Raw genomic sequence first — 19,021 nt, forward strand, 5'->3', positions numbered from 1 at the left:
CAGGTACGGTCGGCACCAACATTGGAGGAAACTTGATGAAATATTCTGCTTTCGCACTTGCGAGCTTGCTTGTATCGACAGCAGCCTTTGCCGAAGAGGACCGGACAGGCTGGCCAGACAGCTTCACGGTTGCAACGGCATCCCAAGGTGGCACCTACTTTGCCTACGGATCCGGCTGGGCCAACCTCGTCGCGGAAGAGCTGGGTCTGACCGGCGGTGGAGAGGTGACCGGTGGGCCGGGACAGAACATGGCTTTGGTTCATACAGGCGACACCCAGTTCGGGATGACGACCATGGGCCCGGCAGCGGAGGCCATCCGCGGTGAAAGCCCCATCGCACCCGGTCTTCAGATGACCAACGCCTGCGCGATGTTCCCCATGTATCAGACCCCTTTCTCGGTCACGGCATTGTCGTCGTCAGGGATCACTGCAATCAGCGAAATCCCGGATGGCGCCCGCATTGGCTTCGGTCCTGCCGGCTCCACTTCCGACACCTATTTCCCACGGATGATGGAAACGCTTGGCGTGGATTTCGAGCGTCGCAATGGGTCCTGGTCCGACCTTGGCGGTCAATTGCAGGATGGTTTGATTGACGTGATCGCCTTCGCCGCCGGTGTACCGGTTCCGGCCGTAAGCCAGCTTGAAGTGCAGACCGATGTGAACATCATCGAATTCACTGAAGACGAGCAGTCGACGATCATGGAGGCGTTCCCCGTGGCGTCCTTCGAGATCGCAGCCGACACCTACACCACACTCGAAAACGATGCACGATCAGTCTCGATGTGGAACTTCGCTATCGCCAATTGCGATCTGCCGGAGAGCTTCGTACACGCGGTCGTCGATATCATCATGTCGGACAATGATCGGATGGTGAACATCCACCGCGCCGCACGTTCCACCGTCCCAGAGAACTGGGACAAGAACGGCGGCGTGATCGCTTGGCACCCCGGCGCTGCGCGTTGGTTCATCGAAAATGCCGGAGCTGACATCCCTGCCGACCAAATCCACGGCGGCTAAAGCCACAGGGCTCCGCAGCAGATGCGGAGCCCTTCTTGCAAGCGGGGACGGCATGCCGCCCGGTGAACTTTGGACAATGGGACGGGCCGCCGCATGACGTCAGACCCCAATACTGATACGACACTCGACACCAAAGCCGTAGACGAAGAGCTGGTGGAAGAGAACCGAAGCGTCTTTGCCGGGCACCTCAGGCTGGTCATCGCGATCGTTGCGGGTCTCTATGCGGTGTTCCATATGGCCGTGCTCAACGGGTGGTCCATTCGCGAATGGACGGGCGTGGATATACCAAGTCTGCCGGTCTTCCCTATGGAGACCTGGAATTTCCGAATTGTACATATTGCCGGAGCGCTGATCCTCGGATTTCTGCTCTACGGCGCCCGTCCTTTTCGACAGGGGCAAAGACGGCACCCACTCGACTGGCTGGCCTGGGCCGCAATGCTGCCCGCAGTCTTCGCCTGGATCACAGCGTTAAGATTTGCATCAGATATCTCAGGAGGTGTGCTGTGGAACGGGGTGGATCCCGGTATCCGATCCGCAGAGATCTGGCAATTCGGCGCACCCCTGCTCGTCGCCACGGCCATCGGTATTCTGATTGGTTGGCTACGACCCCGTGACAGAGGTGCGATCGCGCCCGCTGATCTCGTGCTCTCGGTGTGCGCCATCGCGGTCGCCACCTACCTCATGACGATATACGGCACGCTCATGCGCAATGCCACCGGAACGCCTTTCGCACCTATTGGCATCAGCCTGGCAGCTGTGGCTGGCACGGCACTTATCATGGAGCTCACCCGCCGGGTCGCGGGTCTCGCCCTGGTGATCATCGCAGGCATATTCCTCATCTACGTTTTTGTCGGCGACATGCTTCCCGGCTTCCTCAACGCACCGAATATTGAATGGGCCCGGTTCTTCAGCCAAGTCTACACAGACGCCGGAATTCTCGGCCCCACCACCGCCGTCTCATCTACCTACATCATCCTATTCATCATTTTCGCGGCCTTCCTGCAGGCCTCTCACGTGGGTGAGTATTTCGTGAACTTCGCCTTCGCAGCCGCGGGCCGTGCCCGTGGGGGGCCGGCGAAGGTTGCGATCTTTGCCTCCGGCCTCATGGGCATGATCAACGGGACCAGCGCCGGCAATGTTGTGGCGACCGGCTCGCTCACAATCCCGCTGATGAAACGGGTCGGATACCGACCAAAGACGGCTGGTGCGGTGGAAGCCGCAGCCAGCACAGGCGGACAAATCATGCCCCCGATCATGGGGGCCGGTGCCTTCATCATGGCTGAAATAACAGGCATCCCCTACACCGACATCGCGATCGCGGCGATCATTCCTGCCGTCCTCTACTTCGTGTCGGTCTACTTCATGGTGGACTTCGAAGCCGCAAAGCTCGGGATGCGCGGGATGCGCGAAGATGAGCTGCCCAAGCTCGGCGAGATGGCCCGGAAAGCCTTTCTGTTCCTGCCGATCCTTATATTGATTGGCGCTCTGTTCATGGGATATTCGGTCATCCGCGCCGGAACCCTGGCCACGGCCGCAGCCGCTGTCGTCTCGTGGTTGACACCCTTTCGAATGGGACCGCGAGCCATCGCAAAGGCCTTTGAACTTGCTGGCACAATGTCGATCCAGATCATCGCGGTCTGTGCCTGCGCAGGTATCATCGTCGGGGTGATCTCGCTCACCGGGGTCGGAGCTCGGTTTTCATCTGTGCTGCTCAGCATCGCGGACGCCAATCAGTTGTTGGCACTCTTCTTTGCCATGTGCATCGCAATCCTTCTCGGCATGGGCATGCCGACCACAGCGGCCTACGCCGTCGCCGCCTCGGTTGTGGCGCCGGGATTGGTTCAGCTGGGCATACCAGCGCTCACGGCCCATTTCTTCGTGTTCTATTTCGCGGTTGTCTCTGCCATCACACCACCAGTGGCTTTGGCAAGCTACGCTGCGGCGGGGATCTCGGGGGCCAACCCGATGGCCACATCCGTGACATCCTTCAAGGTTGGCATCGCGGCCTTTATCGTACCGTTCATGTTCTTCTACCACTCCGCCATTTTGATGGATGGCACCTGGCTCCAGATCGTTCAGGCCGCGGTCACCGCCATTCTGGGCGTGTTTCTGTTGTCATCCGGCGTACAGGGCTGGTGGGCCGGTCGTGCCGCAGGCCTGGTGTTGCGAGCCATCTTGTTGACCGCCGCGCTTTGCATGATTGCCGGAAGTCTGCTGACCGATCTCATAGGTGCCGCCATCGCCGCAGCTCTCTTCTTCTGGGCGCGCATGCGACCCACGGCACCGGAACCTGCACAATAGAACTGTGGGTTGATCGCGAGACGTCGAACTCCGCTCATGGCCCACAAACACAAAGAGTTTGAACTTGTCACGGAGGGCAACATCCAAGTCCACGTGGTTCTTAAGTCGGTCGAATGTGTGGCACATCGCAATCCCGAATTCGCCGCGCCCAGGGCGCGCTGATCGTGGGATAGAGACGGATCCAGTCGCAGATGGAACCCGTCTCCCGTGCGGGTGGACCGGTAAATGCAGTGCTATACCACGAACTCGAGGTCCTGAAGGTTTATGTCCACCATGCTATCGGACGGGTGGGTCCGCCCGACCAGTCATCACCCTAAAGGCTCCCGAACACTCGGATTGAGCCGGACGAGGCTTCGAAACAATCGTCGACCTGAGCGACCGAAAAGGTATCACTCGGAAAGAGCCAAGCGCCGCCTCGCGCGGCAAGCTGCTAGATAGAGAGTCGCGATCGGGCTGCATCGGTGCCTCGATGTCTTTGGCTTCGTACCTGACGGGTTGTCTCGAAGTGGAGTGTCTGCTCGCCCTTCTCGCGAACACCGGCATCGTAGAGGGAGCTTTTAAGTATCTGCGGGTGCTCGGCTAGATATTGGTGAAGCCGCTCTCGATCAATTCAGATCGCCCTCGGCACCTGGTCTCGAAGATGTCGCCGATGTTGACGACGGACGACCGCACATTTGCTGTGCCTCGATACAAATGTCCTCAGCGTTCATCGCCTGTTGGCCCGTGCAGCACTTGAGCACCATGGCAAAACACTCGAAATCAGAATGCGCGACAATGCCAACCAGAGCCTTCGTTACAGCATTTCATTCTCGACGTAGCACAGCTGGCAGGTGAGACTGGCAATCTATCGGGTCACTTCCTCGGTCTCGAAACGCAGGTCCGGGGTTAGGGCGTCGGCCCGCTGCGGGCCGCCGCAAAAGCCGGTGTCGGTCCAGCCAGGACCATAGGGCCAGATGGTCCGGTCGTAATGCGACGGAATGCGAAGTCGTCTGAGGGTCGATTGACCCAGACTTGACAGGACATGCCATAGGCCTCTTTGAAACTAGCCGACCTCGCCAAGTCGCCGCCGTTCTCGTCAAGAAAGCGCATAGTCAGAGTAACCGATGGTGAAGCCGGACCGAGACTTCACCTGGAAGCGGCGCGGCCTCCAGTGAGGCTATTTCGAAGGCACGAAGGACGCATTGATCGCGCCTGCAGAATGTCGTCTTCAATCATTGAGGAAAAGCCCGACCTCCGCTCGACCTCTAAAAGCGCAGCAGCCAGCCGCGCGCTGCCGATAAACAGCGCACTAAAGTCCGCCACCGGCAGATCTAAACCATCAATCGTCGGCACGCACCGATCTTTAGAGGTCTTAGATTAAACTGAGATATCTTTTCCAGCTGTTATGCCGAAGGTGTCTTGGCGCCACCCTGAAGGGGGTAAACAGAGTTATCGGAACATCTCCATTTAGCAGGCGGCACAGACGAGACTGCGACAACGGGAGACAAAGATTTCACCCCTTAACATATGTACCGCTTTGAACTCGATCAGCGGCGTTACAGAACTCGCCCCGGTCTACAGCTTCCTGGGCACGCCGCGCATTGGGCAGAAGAGCGGCCCCAAGATCGCCTGGTGCGGCGATTGTTTCAAGATGGGCTTCAATGAGAATGTCTATCCGGCCTCGTCGGAGTGACCGACATCACGATCAAAAGCGTGATCCAGCCCGATTCGACCAACCGATGACCATGAGCCGGCGAAGGCAGCGGGCCATGTCGCGGTGGGCTTGCCCCTCTGAGCACGCGATACACTGATCAAAAGACCGTGCATTGATGGGCTGCTTGCCCTGCCCTAGAAGACGCACATGCCCGCACCCTCGAACTTGGACGAATACTTCGTCCCGATAACGCAATCTGAGCCTTTGGTGTCGGCCTTGTCGTAGTTCATCGCGATGGTGATCAGAGGCAATGAGGTGCCAGCCCTAGAAAGCTCTGCGGGGTTGTGGCAAAGCAAAATGTCCGAAGCAAGTTTGGGATGATCAGAAAGATCATGGCTGGTGGTCCCAAGTTATTGTGGCGGCGGTCTCTATCGAGTTCTTGGCCGATCCCCAGCGAAACACACGTTATTGTGCCACGAGATTAGCGCAGGTCCCTTGGTGTACCCTCAGAAAACACGTTTCTGGTGACCTAGGGCACGCCCGGTCGCACCGCCATGCTCTCATGCCCACACCGAAGACATAGCTACCATGCCGCGCAATCTGCGGCTCATCGCGCTCTGGGCCACAGACTGCGCAGTGATAGCATTCCAGACCTGTCAACCGACCTCCTAGTGAAGCACCAACAATTGATGTTGCCTACGAGGCCCAAACTCATACTGATGACCGTCACCTTCAAAAAAGACCGCCAAGAGATATGGGTCACAATCAGCGCACGTATCCAGCACCATCAAGACCGAACAACGGTCGCCGGCATTGATCAGAATGCAGTTATCGAACTTTTGAACCTGTGATGCAGATCCAGTCGCCGCGGCGGCTCGGTATTTGCCAAACCCAGGCATTTTGGTCATCCTGCGGAGATGGAGTTTCTGGACCACAATCATGACCTGCTCCTGGTGTCAATGTCCTGTCTTGTTGCGCTCGTGGCCGGCTTCATCGGACTTTCCCTGACCCGGGATTTGTCGCAGAAGAGTGTCGTTCAAAAGAAGTTTTCGATCGCGTTGGCCTCCATCGCTCTCGGCGGAGGCATATGGTCCATGCACTTCGTGGCCATGCTCGGCCTCCAGCTCCCTATTCTCTTTTACTATGACGCGGCCATCACTTTGGTATCCGCCCTTACAGCCATTCTGATCGTCGCAGCCGCCTTGGTCCTTCTGCATTTCCTCGACCGTACCCCGCGCCTCATCGCTGCCGCCGGCGGCCTCGTCGGTTTGGGTATTCTGGTCATGCACTACATCGGGATGGCCGGGCTCGAACTCTGCCGGGCGGTCTATACTCCCCTCGGTATTGCCGCATCTTCGGTCGTCGCCATTGGGCTTTGTATTGTGGCTTTCAGCGTCGCATACGGCAGCCGTACCAACCGCAACATTATCCTCGGCACTTTGTGCTTCGCCGCCGCCGTCAGCTTAGTACATTTCTTGGCGATGGCCGGTACACGGTTCGTGCCTGAACCCACTCTCGGCGAGTTCGGGCCAATCATGAGCAACGAGTTTTTAGCGCTCGGTGTCATCCTCACGAGCTTCGTTCTCTTTGGGACATTCCTGTGGGTCAGTGTCACCTACCTTGTTGCTAGTCCGGAAAACCTTGCGCCAAAGCCGCCCGAAGCCGACAATAGACCAGGTCTGCAAGTTCCCTGCGAGCGCGACGGCACAAAGGTGTTTGTTGCGGCGCAAGACGTGGCGATTGTTCGCGCCGATGGGCATTATACCCAAGTCTACACCGAACAGGACCGCCTGTTCTGCGTCTGGCCGATCACCGAAGCTCATAAAAGGCTGGCACCTCAGGGATTGCTTCAGACACACCGAAGTTATCTGGTCAACCCGCTGAAAGTGGCCCGCTTTGAACGCTCCAAGGACAAGGGCCGGTGCCTCTTTGACACCGGAGGTTTACCGCCTGTTCCGGTCAGCCGCTCGAAGCTCAAGACCGTTCAGGACGCCCTCGCTGCACAAGACGGCGCAGTTCGTGCAAGCTAGGGCGCATTTCATGCAAAAGACCCGTTTTTCATTGGTTTTCTGAAGCCAGCGGTCGTCTGTGCAGGCAGGGTGATACCGAGCCAAGACAATCGCTTTTTCGGGGAGGAGAGCTGATGATCCCAGCCGCTTTTGAATACCATCGTCCCAAAGATATGGAGGGTGTGCTCGCTGTTCTGAACGAGCATGGTGATGATGCCCGCGTGATGGCGGGCGGCCACAGCCTGATACCCATGATGAAATTGCGCATGGCGGACGTGCCACATCTGATAGACCTCCAAGACGTCGGGGGATTGTCGGGCATAGACATATCAGCCGACAGCATCCGAATTGGTGCGATGGTCACTCAAGCCGACATTATCGACCATGCCGAGCTCGCCAGTGTTGCGCCAATCCTGAGAGAGGCGGCCTTACAGATCGCCGATCCGCAAGTGCGGTACATGGGAACCGTCGGCGGGAATGTGGCCAATGGCGATCCCGGGAATGACATGCCGGGGCTGATGCAATGCTTGGACGCTACGTTCACTCTCGTAGGCGCCGAGGGGGAACGGTCGGTTGCGGCGCGCGACTTCTACGAAGCCGCCTACATGACCGCCCGTGAGGATGAGGAGGTTCTCACCGCGATAACTCTGCCACGACCGCAAGGTGGGTATGCTTACGAGAAGCAAAAGCGGAAAATTGGTGACTACGCCACCGCCGCCGCCGCGGTACAAATCGTGAAAGACGGCAACGTCTGCGGCTCTGCAGCCATCGCCATGACGAACCTCAGCGACGTTCCTGTCTTTTCCGAAGCAGCGGGTGCTGCCCTCTTCGGCACATCTGTCGACGACACCGCGCTGAAATCAGCCGTGAGCGCCATGCTGGATGACATCGACCCCACGGAGGACAACCGCGGGCCAGTTGCATTCAAGAGACACGTGGCCGGTGTCATTTTACGCCGCGCCATCGAGCGCGCCTGGTCGCGCGCCTGAGGGAGGACGCAAATGTCGAAGAAAATGCACATCACACTGACCGTGAACGGGAAGGAAGAGGAGTTCCTGGCCGAACCGCGGGAGCTGCTGATCTACACACTCCGTGAGCGGCTCAACATCACCGGGCCGCACATCGGCTGCGAAACGTCGCATTGCGGAGCCTGTACCGTCACACTGAATGGAAAATCGGTAAAGTCGTGCACCATGTTTGTCGCGCAAGCTGATGGTGCCGAGGTCACGACGATCGAGGGGATTGGTGGACCAGACAGCCTGCACCCGCTGCAGGAGGCCTTCAAGGAGCATCACGGACTGCAATGCGGCTACTGCACGCCAGGCATGATCACACGCGCAGTCAAGTTGTTGGAGGAGAACCCGAACCCCACCGAAGAGGAAATACGCTTCGGCATGGCGGGCAACCTGTGCCGCTGCACGGGCTACCAGAACATCGTGAAGTCCATTCTCGCCGCTGCGGCCGAGATGAACGCTGCCAAGGAGGCTGCGGAATGAAAGACGACGTTGAAAATCGCGAAGATCGCGTGGCCAACCTCAAGGGGCTTGGCTGCTCCCGAAAACGAGTGGAGGACGCACGTTTTACGCAAGGCAAGGGCAACTATGTCGATGACATAAAGCTCGACGGCATGATCTTCGGTGACTTCGTGCGCTCACCCTATGCCCACGCGCGGATCAAGAGCATCGACGCAGCCGCCGCTCTGGAGGTTCCGGGCGTGCTGGCAGTGCTGACGGCGAAAGACCTCGAACCGCTCGGCCTGCACTGGATGCCGACACTGGCCGGCGACAAGCAGATGGTGCTGGCTGATGGAAAGGTTCTGTTCCAGGGGCAGGAAGTCGCCTTTGTGGTGGCTGAGGACCGCTATGCCGCGGCGGACGGGATCGAGTTGGTCGAAGTGGACTACGAAGAGTTGCCCGTGATCGTTGACCCGTTCGAAGCCCTCCAATCCGACGTAGTGCTGCGCGAGGATCTGGACCCCAACGCCCCCGGCGCCCATGGGCCGCGCAAGCACCCCAATCATATCTTCACCTGGGAGGCTGGCGACAAGGAACCGACGGAGGAGGTTCTGGCCAATGCGGACGTCGTTGCCGAAGCGAGCATGTATTACCACCGAACTCACCCCTGCCCACTCGAGACCTGTGGCTGCGTTGCGTCGATGGACAAGGTTAACGGCAAGCTGACCCTCTGGGGCACGTTCCAAGCACCCCACGCGATCCGCACCGTTGTCTCGCTCATTTCCGGTATCGAAGAGCATAATATCCGGGTGATCAGCCCTGACATCGGCGGTGGCTTTGGCAACAAGGTCGGCGCATACCCGGGGTATGTCTGCTCTGTTGTGGCCTCCATTGTCACTGGCAAACCGGTCAAGTGGATCGAAGACCGCATGGACAATCTCATGACCACCGCTTTTGCGCGGGACTACCATATGAAAGGGCGGATCTCGGCCACCAAAGAGGGCAAGATCACAGCGCTGCAATGTCACGTCACAGCCGATCATGGTGGATTCGACGCCTGCGCCGACCCCACCAAATTCCCCGCAGGCTTCATGAATATCTGCACCGGATCTTACGACATACCGACCGCCTATTTGGAAGTGGATGGCGTCTATACCAACAAGGCCCCAGGCGGGGTCAGCTATCGCTGCTCCTTCCGTGTGACCGAAGCGGTCTACTTCATTGAACGGATGATCGAGGTGCTCGCCATCGAGCTCGACATGGACGCAGCCGAGCTGCGCCGGATCAACTTCATCCGCAAGGAGCAGTTTCCCTATACGGCGGCGCTCGGCTGGGAGTATGACAGCGGAGACTACCACACCGCCTGGGAGAAGGCGCTGAAGGCCGTGGATTACGAGGGCTTGCGGGCCGAGCAGGCGCACCGGGTCGAAGACTTCAAGGCAGGCAAAACCCGCTCGCTTATGGGCATCGGACTGAGCTTTTTCACCGAGATCGTTGGGGCGGGTCCGGTCAAGAACTGCGATATCCTTGGCTTGGGCATGTTCGATAGCTGCGAGATCCGTATTCACCCAACTGGCTCCGCCATCGCGCGGCTCGGCACGATCAGCCAAGGCCAAGGCCATGCCACGACTTTCGCCCAGATACTCGCCTCGGAAATCGGTCTGCCTGCGGATTCCATCACCATCGAAGAGGGCGATACAGATACCGCACCTTATGGTCTGGGCACCTATGGGTCTCGCTCCACACCCGTTGCCGGGGCGGCCACCGCAATGGCCGGACGCAAGATCCGCGCAAAGGCGCAAATGATCGCTGCCTATCTGCTCGAAGTGCATGACGACGACGTGGAATTCGACGTGGACCGCTTCGTGGTCAAGGGCGCACCTGAGCGGTTCAAGACCATGAAGGACATTGCCTTCGCTGCCTACAATCAGGCGATCCCGGGCATTGAGCCAGGCCTTGAGGCAGTCAGCTACTATGACCCACCCAACATGACATACCCCTTCGGCGCTTATGTCTGCGTCATGGACATCGACGTGGATACCGGCGTGCCCGAGATCCGGCGCTTCTATGCGCTGGACGACTGCGGCACGCGGATCAACCCGATGATCATTGAAGGTCAGGTACATGGCGGGCTGACCGAAGCGCTGGCCGTCGCAATGGGACAGGAGATTGCCTACGACGATATGGGCAACGTCAAAACCGGCACGCTGATGGACTTCTTCCTTCCAACAGCATGGGAGGTGCCCAACTATGAAACTGACTACACTGTCACCCCGAGCCCGCATCATCCGATTGGCGCGAAGGGGGTCGGCGAAAGCCCGCATGTCGGTGGTGTGCCCTGTTTCTCGAACGCCATTCAGGACGCGTTTCGCCCGTTTGGCAACCGTCACACCAACATGCCCCACGACCATTGGCGGATCTGGAAGACGGCGAATGCGCTCGGTCTGCACGACTAGACCGAAGCCCGAAGACGCCGAGCGTCAGATCGAGCCGTTTGCGCGGGGGTTGGGATGAGTTGGACCGAATTGCAAACTGCTCTTGCGGCGGAAGGATACGTCGCCTCCGATGATCTGGCGGTCGCCTTGCAACTGGCCGTTTCGCTGGAACGTCCGCTCCTGCTCGAAGGCGCAGCGGGCGTGGGCAAAACTGAAGTGGCACGAACGCTCGCCCAGGCGCGCGACACGCGACTGATCCGGCTGCAATGCTACGAGGGCCTGGATGCCGCACAAGCCATCTATGAGTGGAACTACCAGCGGCAATTGCTAAGCATTCGTGCCGCGGCGGAAGATGGCGAAACGGGCGCAGCCGTCGAGGCGCGGATCTTTTCACGCGAATTCCTGCTCGAGAGGCCGCTTTTGGCCGCCATCACACAAGAGGTGACGCCTGTCCTTCTCATCGACGAAATTGACCGTGCGGACGAGGAATTTGAAGCATATCTGCTCGAAATCCTGTCGGATTACCAAGTCTCGGTGCCGGAGCTGGGCACGATCACGGCCACCACACGGCCTATCGTGATCCTCACCTCCAATGGCACGCGGGATCTGTCCGATGCGCTGAGACGGCGCTGCCTTTACACCTACGTGGATTATCCCGACCACGCGACCGAACTGGCGATCCTGAAGGCGCGCTGCCCCGATGTAGAGGCCCGGCTTGCGGCACAGGTCATCGGATTTGTGCAGAAGCTGCGAGAGGAAGACTTGGAAAAAACGCCGGGAATCGCGGAGATGCTCGATTTCGCTGCCGCGCTGATGGGCCTCGGGATCGCCGATCTCACTGCGAACCCAAGCGTTCTGCAGGCCACGCTGACCACACTCCTGAAGACCCAGAGCGATCAGGCACAGATCACGCCCGAGGTTGCGGAGCGGATCGCCGGACGTGCGGCATGACTCGCGTGACGCGGTTTTCCGGACGTGATCCGGGCCCAACCGCACGCGTGGCGGGCTTCATCGCCCACCTGCGCGACAATGGCATGCGATTGGGCGTAGCCGAAGCGGAGCTTTCACTCGAAGCCCTGTGCGCGACCAACGCGACGACCCCTGATACCTGCCGCCGTGCCCTTCGCGCTGTCTGCACAGGCTGCAAAGACGACGCGGAGCGCTTTGACGCCCTCTTCGACAGCTATTGGATGGATGCCGGACGGGTAAAGCAGAAGCTGACGAAGAGCACCCCACCCTCTGCAAATGACGGTGTGCATTCGTCCCGAAAAGGACGCGGACAGGATGCCAACGCCGCCGGCTCAGCTGTCGCGCCGGACGACGATCAGGGCGAGGCAGACAGCAACGGCACCGGAAAGCTGGTTGCGACCAACCTGCGCAATCTCTCACGCAGAGACCTGCGGGATCTCGTACACGCAGACGAAATTGCCGCTGCCGAAGCGGTCGCGCGACGTCTCGGAGCCGCGCTTCGAGATCGGCGCTCCAGGCGACGCCGGGCAGCGCGGAAGGGTGATCGCCTGCATTTTCGAAAAACCATTCGCCGCAGTCTTGCTACGGGTGGCGAACCACTGGAACTGCTGCGCAAACGACGGCCCGACCGGACGCGCAAGATTGTTGCGCTTTGCGATGTCTCGGGCTCAATGGGCGCCTACTCTCAAACATTTCTCGCCTTTTTGACCGGGCTGATGCGGGCCGACACCGCGGCGGACGCCTATCTCTTTCACACACGGCTGGTGCGGATCACCGAGGCTCTGCGCGACAAAGACGCGCTGCGCGCTATCGGCCGGATGTCTCTCATGGCCGACGGCTTTGGAGGCGGATCAAAAATCGGGCTATCGCTGCAGCTTTTTGCGGACACCTATGCGCGGCGGTTCGTCGATGGCCGCAGCGTCGTGCTCATTCTGTCAGACGGGTACGACACCAGCCCACCCGATCTCATCGACGAGGCTCTCAAAAAGCTGCGCAAGCGCGGATGTCGTATCATTTGGCTGAACCCGTTGAAGGGATGGCGCGACTACCAACCGGTGGCCGCGGGGATGGCTGCGGCGCTGCCGCATCTTGACCTGTTCGCTCCAGCGAACACGTTGGCTGATCTAGCTGCCTTGGAAAAGGAGCTCGCATCCCTATGACACCCGCTGAGATCCTGTCGGATGACTTCGCCGAGGCCGCAGAACAACTGCGCGCGCAACAGGAGCCATTTGCCTTCGCCACCATCGTGCGGACGGCGGGGGCTACGGCGGCCAAGCCGGGCGCCAAGGCCTTGCTCAGCTCCGATGGAACACTGGTGCGCGGCTGGCTCGGCGGTGGCTGCACCCGCGGTGCGGTCAAACGTGCAGCTCTTGCAGCCCTGCAAAGCGGAGAGCCGCAATTGGTCTCCATCGCACCTGAAGATTTGCTGGCCGAAAAAGGCCTCGCACCCGGGGACGCCCACGAGGGCACCCAATACGCGCGCAATGGCTGCCCGTCACGCGGCACAGTCGACATTTTCATCGAGCCATGTCTTCCAAGGCCGCAACTCGTTGTATTGGGGTCGTCCCCTGTCGCTGTCGCACTTCGGGAACTCGCCCCACAGTTTGACTGGACGGTGACGGCAGCTCCAACCACCAACGAAGCGGTTGTCGGGCAAGCGGCACCGGCGGTGGTGATTGCCACGCAAGGGCAAGGTGATCTCGATGCGCTCACAAGCGCGCTGCAGGGGCCGGCCGCTCACATCGCCTTCGTCGGCAGCACGCAGAAATTCTCCAGCCTCGCCAATCAGTTGGAACGTGCCGGAATTGATCGTGGCGCCATCGACGAGGTCAAGGCGCCCGCCGGCCTTGATATTGGCGCCGTAACACCCGAGGAAATTGCCTTGTCCATCTTGGCCGAACTCGTCCAACTCCGCCGCAAGTCAGTAAAGCGACTGAATATTTGATATCATTCTGGTGATCCCCGATGCTCGGTCGATCTACGACCGACAAAAATATTCGAAGATGCCTACATGCGAAAGCTGAAGATGAGTAAGCGGAATACCATGAAGATCCTTTGCCATGGCCTTGGAGGTTTGAAGCTTGTCCGTCTGCGGGAAGTACCAAATTCACGCCAAAAGCAGGCATCGGCTTGACAGGAGTTTCAGCGCGCGAGACGGTCTGACTCTCGACCACGAAGGTTTCGTAGACCAGCAATCAAGATGCGGCGCGCTGCAAGAGCATCCGACAGCGCGCAAGCAGATGTTCGTTCTGTCTGTCCTCGTTGAAGTCATGCTCAATCTTCCGTCGCGCCGCCTTAGCCAAAGACTCGGCGAGTTTGCGATCCAAAGCAAGGGCAGCGATATTGTCCCTCAACCCGCCTGCATCGCCTTCGTGCGAAAGCAGCCCCGTTTCACCATGGCTCACCAGTTCCGGAATACCGGAGTGGTAGGTTGCGCAGACGGGCGTGCCGAGCGCCATCGCTTCCATCAGAGTGACCGGAATACCCTCCTGATCTCCGTCCGGCGCTGTCACACTCGGCCCCAACAGCAGATCAGCCTGTGACATGCGGGCGAGAGTGTCCTCGTGCGGCAGCGCACCGATGAACCGGATCCGATCCTGAAGGTTGAGGCGGATCGCCTGTGCGTTGAGATCTGCAAGAAGGGGGCCGTCACCACCGATGTCATAACACCAGTCGATTTCGGGGTGGCTGTCGCGCAGCAATGCCAGAGCCTCGATAGCAACCTGCAAGCCCTTTTTCGGCACCAGTCGACACACACTGAGAAAACGGAGCGTCTTTCCGGGATTGGGTGCCTCGAACGCATAGCGTGCCACGGGAATGCCCAAGTGATGCGTATCCACGCGTGTCGCAGGCGCGCCGCAGTCAATCAACTGCGTGGCAAACAGCGCGTTGACCGTCAGATGGAGATCTCCTTCGACGAACAGGTCGCGATACTTCGCCATCCTGTTCTTGCGCAACTCGACACTGACATCGCGACCGTGAAACACAGTCGCCAGCGGTGGTCGCGCCGCCCATCCATGCTGTGCACGCACAACCGCGGCGCCCCGATATCCAAAATGGGCGATGACCAGATCCGCATCAATCTGTTGGCGCCAGGCGTTGCGATCAAGGCGCGCGACGAGGCGGTCAAAAAGTGCTGTGGGCAGACGCTTGAGCATCGCTGGATGTTGTGTTGGCCAGACGACGATGTTCACCTGATTGATGAAATCGCGGATGTCGCGCGAGAGCGGCGCATCGGGCTCAAAGACCTTGCAGGCCACCGTTACCTCATGGCCGGCACGCACAGCATAAAGAACCTGGGTGGTGACGAAGGTCTGCGACAAAGCTGGAAAGCTCGAGACGCAAAAGCAGATTTTCAATGTGGGCCTCCGACACCGTCCGGTTCGCAGCCGTTACGCACGGTTGCGCAACTCGGGGGATGGCACGGCGTTTTCCAGCACAGAGATAAAGGTCCGGTGTTGTTGCTCGAAGTCGAGTTCCGGCCGCTTCGCATAGGCAACTGCCTTCTCCGACAGTGCGGCATACGCCTCGTTATCGAACCACAGTTGCCTCAACGCCGCGACCCAGTCCTCGATTGGGGCATCATGCGCAAGAACAATCCCCCCCGGCCCGATGGCCTGCCCAAGACCACCTCGGTTCGATCCAATCACAGGAATACCGCTGCAATGCGCCTCCGAAGCGACACGGCCCCACGCTTCCTCCCACTGGCTGGGAGCAAGCAGGATTTTCGTACGTCCATAAATCGTCGACATATCCGAGGTGCGCCGCATGAAGGTGACGTTAGGCAAGGCGTCGATTTCGGTCATGATTTCCTTGAACAATCCGTCCCATAGCGTCCACGCCTCGACGAAAAGGAAGGGGATATCCGGACAAGCGCGCGCCATGTCCCGCGCCACCTCATACCCCTTCTTGGGGTGGATGTTGATCAGCGTCGCGCATTCTCTGGTCGTATCACAGCGATATTTTTCAAAGTCGATGGTCGGTGTAATCACAGTACAATCAATACCATAGGCGTCATGATAAGCATTCGCTGTAAAGTAGGAATTGGCAATGAAATGGGCCCCCGGAATGGCGCTGACGTCGCCGTCGTTCTCTTCGAATTCCACATTTCGCAGATACAGCACCACGGGCACGCCCAACTTGGCAAACGCCTGCCCAAGTGCGGCGGATCGGCGGGTTTGGATCACCACAACATCGGGTCGGAACCGCGCGACAGCGGCTTCGATCCGCGCAGCCTCCAAGGGCTCCCACGTCCGCATGACCTCATAGCCCTGGGTCCTGTCAATGCTGAAGGGCCTGCCCGTCATCTTTCGCTGCACCCGCATCCTGAACCCGAAGACCCCGCGGCCAGCAAAGCCGCAATAGACGGCAGCTTCGTGGCCTTGCGCGATGCTCTGGCGGATGAGGTGGTCGGTGCTGTTCTGGGTGCCGCCGCTGGCTTCCGGCAACCAGCCGTTTCCGCCGGCAAAAAGAATTCGCATGACTAAACCTTTAACGTTGGGTGCAGCGGCACTGCACGGGCATAGAGTTGAGAGAGGTGAGTGCAAGCTTCGACCACGTCATGTTTCAGAACGGGCCTCCACGGCCTCGGTCGCCTCCCAGTCCTGACAAGCTTGTGCAAAGAGGGCTGCGTCCTGCGCATAGAACCGGGTCATCACGTCCAATGTGTCGGGGGATAGGTCCGATTTGCGCGTGCGATGTCCGGTTGTGCGGTTGGCATGAGCCAAGGCTCCGGGGGCAACACCCGCGAATTTGACGAGCCCATCGGCCATCTTCGGAAACGGGATCATATGCTCCACCATGACCTGCTCGGCGTCGCAGATGAAATCCGACTGCGGGCGGAAATGGAAATAGCGCATCGCGGTGTGTCGAAATCCTGCCCGCGACGCAAAGCGGTCGACGAACTCTTCGATCGACCTCTGAGCGATCACGCGCGCCGCAAACCGCCGATCAGCCTCGTTGCGCCCGCCAGATTTCAGGTAATCAAAGGCCGACAGAAACCGGTCAACCGGATCACGAAGGATCGCGATCTTTGGCAAAGATGCCCAGGCACGCGGGCAGCTGTCGCGTATGTCCCGCCATGTTCGGTGCCGTACGCGATAGTTGTAAATCGCGTCCTCGACCGAAGTTCCCGCGTTCTTCGGGATGTGGATCAGAATGAGACCACGGCCCAAATACACATCTTCAAGAGCGGGATCGGCCTTGGGATATGCGGTGCCGATCATATAACGCGGAGCGAGCTGCCAGCCGATGTTCGTCGCGAGGCGGCTCAGACGGCGCGTCCCTTTGCCCTTCTGTCGATCATATGGCCCGCCTGAACGTAAGCTCATGAATTTCACAGGTGTCATGCCGCGCTCCTGCTGCTGCGTCGACGCATTTCCCGAAAGGTTTTGCCAACCAACTGCGCCCCATCAGCGAGAACGCTTCGCCCGAAAGCGGTGAGGCTCAACACGCAGACAAACACAGCATAGCAAACTGCGGTTCCGCTCAGAAGTTTCAGGAGCGCCGCATCAGGCAAGGTTTCGCCCAATGCCAGAATGGCAGCATAGGTCACTACCCCAGCACAAAAAATCGGCAGAATGCGGCTGCGCAGGCTGTCTCGCCCGATGGGCCCTGTCCGCGTCACCAGAAGCCATAGCGGCAAGAGCTTCAGCAAGGTGACCACCGCGTAGGCCATGGCCAGTTCCCACACGCCGAATTGCACTCCCCAGACGAATGCGGCACAGCTTATCAAGGCAGAGACAAAGCCCCACCAGGCCATCTCGGTTGTGCGGCCCTGGCTCACAAACAACCAACCGGTCGGGTTGGCGAGCGGCTGTGATAGGCCGGCAATTCCCAGTGCCGCGAAAATCGGCGCGCTCTGTGCCCATTGCGCGCCCAGCAAGAACGGCACGGCGGTATCAGCCATGGCCGTCATCGCCGCAACGCCAGGCAGAATTGCAAGCTGCATCAATCCGAAAACGCGAAAAAACGCCCGCGCATAGCGCTCCGGTTCATCCTGCATCCGGGACAACACCGGCACCATAACCTGCGACAAGGGTTGCGCGACACGGCTCAATGGAAACAGCAGCAGCTTATAAGCCCGGTCGTAGAACCCGAGCGCCGCCCCCCCCCAAACCCGACCGATCAGAATGCTGTCGAGGTTGCGCGAGAAGAAGTTTGCCAGCTTGAACCCGGTCACTCCGGCGCCAAAGCCCAGCAGATCTCTCGTCCCCGGTGCCAGCGCCGGGCGGGATGGCACCCAAGGCACCCATGCCCATGCCATCACTGTCCCTACAACCGAGCCGGCGACTGTACCGGCCACCAAAGCCCAGGGGGTCGGAGAGACGAGGGCCCAGCCAATCGAGACCGAAAGCGTACAGACCGCCACCACACCGGCGTTGATCGCTATCCTGCCAAACACCATCCCGCGGTTCAAAAGCGCGAAGTGCTGCGCACCCAGCGCCGTCAGAATCATGTTGAGCGCCATGACCCGGATCAGCCACGTGAGATCGGGCTCATCGTAGAATCGTGCAATTGCGGGCGCCATCAGGATGAGAAAGATCGTCAGCGCGACACTGAGACCAAGATTGATCCAGAACAGAGAATTGAGTTGCCCGTAGGTCAAGGTCCGTTTCTGAATGACCGCCTGCAGAAGCCCCATTTCCTTGAACATCGACAGAAACGCGATGATTGGCCCGATCATCGCAATCAAGCCAAAATCTGCGGCGGTCAGCAGCCGCGACAGAATGATGACCGACCCGATCTGGCATCCCACTGTGACCACCTGGCTGGATGCCGTGTAGAGGCTGCCGCGTATGGCTATTCCGCCATAGCTCTCTTGCGCAACGGTCTCGACCGTTTCATGGGGCTTGCGTCGTGTCATTCGAGTTCTCAGGTGATCCGGCTCTTGGCCGTTGGGCAGACCTGACCACAACGCGTGACAGGACACCCGCCCTTTGCAGCTGCAGCATCTATTTCAGCAGCTTCCTGCCCATCGGATGCCCTGCAAAAGAGCATGCGAGACCAAGTTGCTCAGCAAAGATGCGCCGTCAGAACCACGTCGAGGGCCAACAGGCAGATGGTTTCATGACATCTGTCCTCAACATGCAGGCTTATTGGACCGGTGAACGGATTCTTGCTCATTCATCAGGCGAAACCGGCTGGCTTTCGCGAGTCCGCCGCGCAGGCTTTGACTTGACGCAGCACAGCACCCCAACTGCCC

Annotated in this window: 15 protein-coding genes; 10 read left to right on the forward strand and 5 right to left on the reverse strand. The window is 59.4% G+C overall.

Annotated features, from left to right (window positions below; translation table 11 throughout):
* Window positions 1–35 precede the first annotated feature (35 nt).
* Window positions 36–1,016, forward strand: coding sequence for a TAXI family TRAP transporter solute-binding subunit (locus Q1A71_RS14815; RefSeq protein WP_299677703.1), 981 nt, complete (start codon window positions 36–38; stop codon window positions 1,014–1,016).
* Window positions 1,017–1,109: 93 nt separating this feature from the next.
* Window positions 1,110–3,317 (forward strand): TRAP transporter fused permease subunit, encoded by a 2,208-nt coding sequence (locus Q1A71_RS14820; protein WP_299677706.1) that lies wholly within the window; start codon window positions 1,110–1,112, stop codon window positions 3,315–3,317.
* A 1,125-nt stretch (window positions 3,318–4,442) separates the two neighbouring features.
* On the opposite strand, the gene Q1A71_RS14825 is transcribed toward Q1A71_RS14820, so the two are convergent.
* On the reverse strand, window positions 4,443–4,649 hold the full coding sequence (locus Q1A71_RS14825; RefSeq protein ID WP_299677709.1) for a hypothetical protein: 207 nt from the start codon (window positions 4,647–4,649) through the stop codon (window positions 4,443–4,445).
* A gap of 184 nt (window positions 4,650–4,833) precedes the next feature.
* Between Q1A71_RS14825 and Q1A71_RS14830 the strand changes: the two genes are divergently transcribed.
* The 8 genes from Q1A71_RS14830 (at window position 4,834) to Q1A71_RS14865 (ending at window position 13,762) form a co-directional block, all read left to right on the forward strand.
* Window positions 4,834–4,989, forward strand: a complete 156-nt coding sequence (locus Q1A71_RS14830; RefSeq protein WP_299677712.1) for a hypothetical protein — start codon at window positions 4,834–4,836, stop codon at window positions 4,987–4,989.
* 878 nt (window positions 4,990–5,867) lie between these two features.
* Window positions 5,868–6,980 (forward strand): MHYT domain-containing protein, encoded by a 1,113-nt coding sequence (locus Q1A71_RS14835; protein WP_299677715.1) that lies wholly within the window; start codon window positions 5,868–5,870, stop codon window positions 6,978–6,980.
* Between the two features lie 113 nt (window positions 6,981–7,093).
* Window positions 7,094–7,948 carry a xanthine dehydrogenase family protein subunit M gene (locus tag Q1A71_RS14840; RefSeq protein WP_299677718.1) on the forward strand — a complete coding sequence of 285 codons (855 nt, stop codon included), beginning with the start codon at window positions 7,094–7,096 and terminating at the stop codon, window positions 7,946–7,948.
* Between the two features lie 12 nt (window positions 7,949–7,960).
* Window positions 7,961–8,455: a (2Fe-2S)-binding protein gene (locus Q1A71_RS14845; RefSeq protein ID WP_299677721.1), complete on the forward strand. Its 495-nt coding sequence runs from the start codon at window positions 7,961–7,963 to the stop codon at window positions 8,453–8,455.
* Window positions 8,452–10,869 (forward strand): aerobic carbon-monoxide dehydrogenase large subunit, encoded by a 2,418-nt coding sequence (locus tag Q1A71_RS14850; RefSeq protein WP_299677724.1) that lies wholly within the window; start codon window positions 8,452–8,454, stop codon window positions 10,867–10,869. The genes Q1A71_RS14845 and Q1A71_RS14850 overlap by 4 nt, the downstream gene beginning before the upstream one ends.
* Window positions 10,870–10,923: 54 nt before the next feature.
* Window positions 10,924–11,799: a MoxR family ATPase gene (locus Q1A71_RS14855; RefSeq protein ID WP_299677727.1), complete on the forward strand. Its 876-nt coding sequence runs from the start codon at window positions 10,924–10,926 to the stop codon at window positions 11,797–11,799.
* A complete protein-coding gene (locus Q1A71_RS14860) occupies window positions 11,796–12,977 on the forward strand; it encodes a VWA domain-containing protein (RefSeq protein WP_299677730.1) in 1,182 nt (393 codons plus the stop codon). Before Q1A71_RS14855 ends, Q1A71_RS14860 begins: the two co-directional genes overlap by 4 nt.
* The gene (locus tag Q1A71_RS14865; protein ID WP_299677733.1) at window positions 12,974–13,762 is read left to right on the forward strand and encodes an XdhC family protein; all 789 of its coding nucleotides are present in this window, start codon (window positions 12,974–12,976) and stop codon (window positions 13,760–13,762) included. Before Q1A71_RS14860 ends, Q1A71_RS14865 begins: the two co-directional genes overlap by 4 nt.
* A gap of 250 nt (window positions 13,763–14,012) precedes the next feature.
* Here Q1A71_RS14865 and Q1A71_RS14870 read toward each other — a convergent pair whose 3' ends face one another.
* The 4 genes from Q1A71_RS14870 to Q1A71_RS14885 all read right to left on the reverse strand — a co-directional run bounded on the left by Q1A71_RS14870 (window position 14,013) and on the right by Q1A71_RS14885 (window position 18,682).
* A complete protein-coding gene (locus Q1A71_RS14870) occupies window positions 14,013–15,176 on the reverse strand; it encodes a glycosyltransferase (RefSeq protein ID WP_299677736.1) in 1,164 nt (387 codons plus the stop codon).
* A gap of 33 nt (window positions 15,177–15,209) precedes the next feature.
* On the reverse strand, window positions 15,210–16,298 hold the full coding sequence (locus Q1A71_RS14875) for a glycosyltransferase (protein WP_299677739.1): 1,089 nt from the start codon (window positions 16,296–16,298) through the stop codon (window positions 15,210–15,212).
* Between the two features lie 78 nt (window positions 16,299–16,376).
* Window positions 16,377–17,165 carry a sulfotransferase family 2 domain-containing protein gene (locus Q1A71_RS14880; RefSeq protein ID WP_299677742.1) on the reverse strand — a complete coding sequence of 263 codons (789 nt, stop codon included), beginning with the start codon at window positions 17,163–17,165 and terminating at the stop codon, window positions 16,377–16,379.
* On the reverse strand, window positions 17,162–18,682 hold the full coding sequence (locus Q1A71_RS14885) for a lipopolysaccharide biosynthesis protein (protein WP_299677745.1): 1,521 nt from the start codon (window positions 18,680–18,682) through the stop codon (window positions 17,162–17,164). Before Q1A71_RS14885 ends, Q1A71_RS14880 begins: the two co-directional genes overlap by 4 nt.
* Between the last annotated feature and the right edge of the window lie 339 nt (window positions 18,683–19,021).

The sequence above is a fragment of the uncultured Roseobacter sp. genome, from assembly GCF_947493125.1.
In the GTDB taxonomy this organism is placed as follows: domain Bacteria; phylum Pseudomonadota; class Alphaproteobacteria; order Rhodobacterales; family Rhodobacteraceae; genus Roseobacter.

Coding starts and splice junctions, on each gene's coding strand:
- Q1A71_RS14815 (WP_299677703.1), top strand. CDS start 36: ATGAAATATTCTGCTTTCGCACTTGCGAGCTTGCTTGTATCGACAGCA.
- Q1A71_RS14820 (WP_299677706.1), top strand. CDS start 1,110: ATGACGTCAGACCCCAATACTGATACGACACTCGACACCAAAGCCGTA.
- Q1A71_RS14835 (WP_299677715.1), top strand. CDS start 5,868: ATGGAGTTTCTGGACCACAATCATGACCTGCTCCTGGTGTCAATGTCC.
- Q1A71_RS14840 (WP_299677718.1), top strand. CDS start 7,094: ATGATCCCAGCCGCTTTTGAATACCATCGTCCCAAAGATATGGAGGGT.
- Q1A71_RS14845 (WP_299677721.1), top strand. CDS start 7,961: ATGTCGAAGAAAATGCACATCACACTGACCGTGAACGGGAAGGAAGAG.
- Q1A71_RS14850 (WP_299677724.1), top strand. CDS start 8,452: ATGAAAGACGACGTTGAAAATCGCGAAGATCGCGTGGCCAACCTCAAG.
- Q1A71_RS14855 (WP_299677727.1), top strand. CDS start 10,924: ATGAGTTGGACCGAATTGCAAACTGCTCTTGCGGCGGAAGGATACGTC.
- Q1A71_RS14860 (WP_299677730.1), top strand. CDS start 11,796: ATGACTCGCGTGACGCGGTTTTCCGGACGTGATCCGGGCCCAACCGCA.
- Q1A71_RS14865 (WP_299677733.1), top strand. CDS start 12,974: ATGACACCCGCTGAGATCCTGTCGGATGACTTCGCCGAGGCCGCAGAA.
- Q1A71_RS14875 (WP_299677739.1), bottom strand. CDS start 16,298: ATGCGAATTCTTTTTGCCGGCGGAAACGGCTGGTTGCCGGAAGCCAGC.
- Q1A71_RS14880 (WP_299677742.1), bottom strand. CDS start 17,165: ATGACACCTGTGAAATTCATGAGCTTACGTTCAGGCGGGCCATATGAT.
- Q1A71_RS14885 (WP_299677745.1), bottom strand. CDS start 18,682: ATGACACGACGCAAGCCCCATGAAACGGTCGAGACCGTTGCGCAAGAG.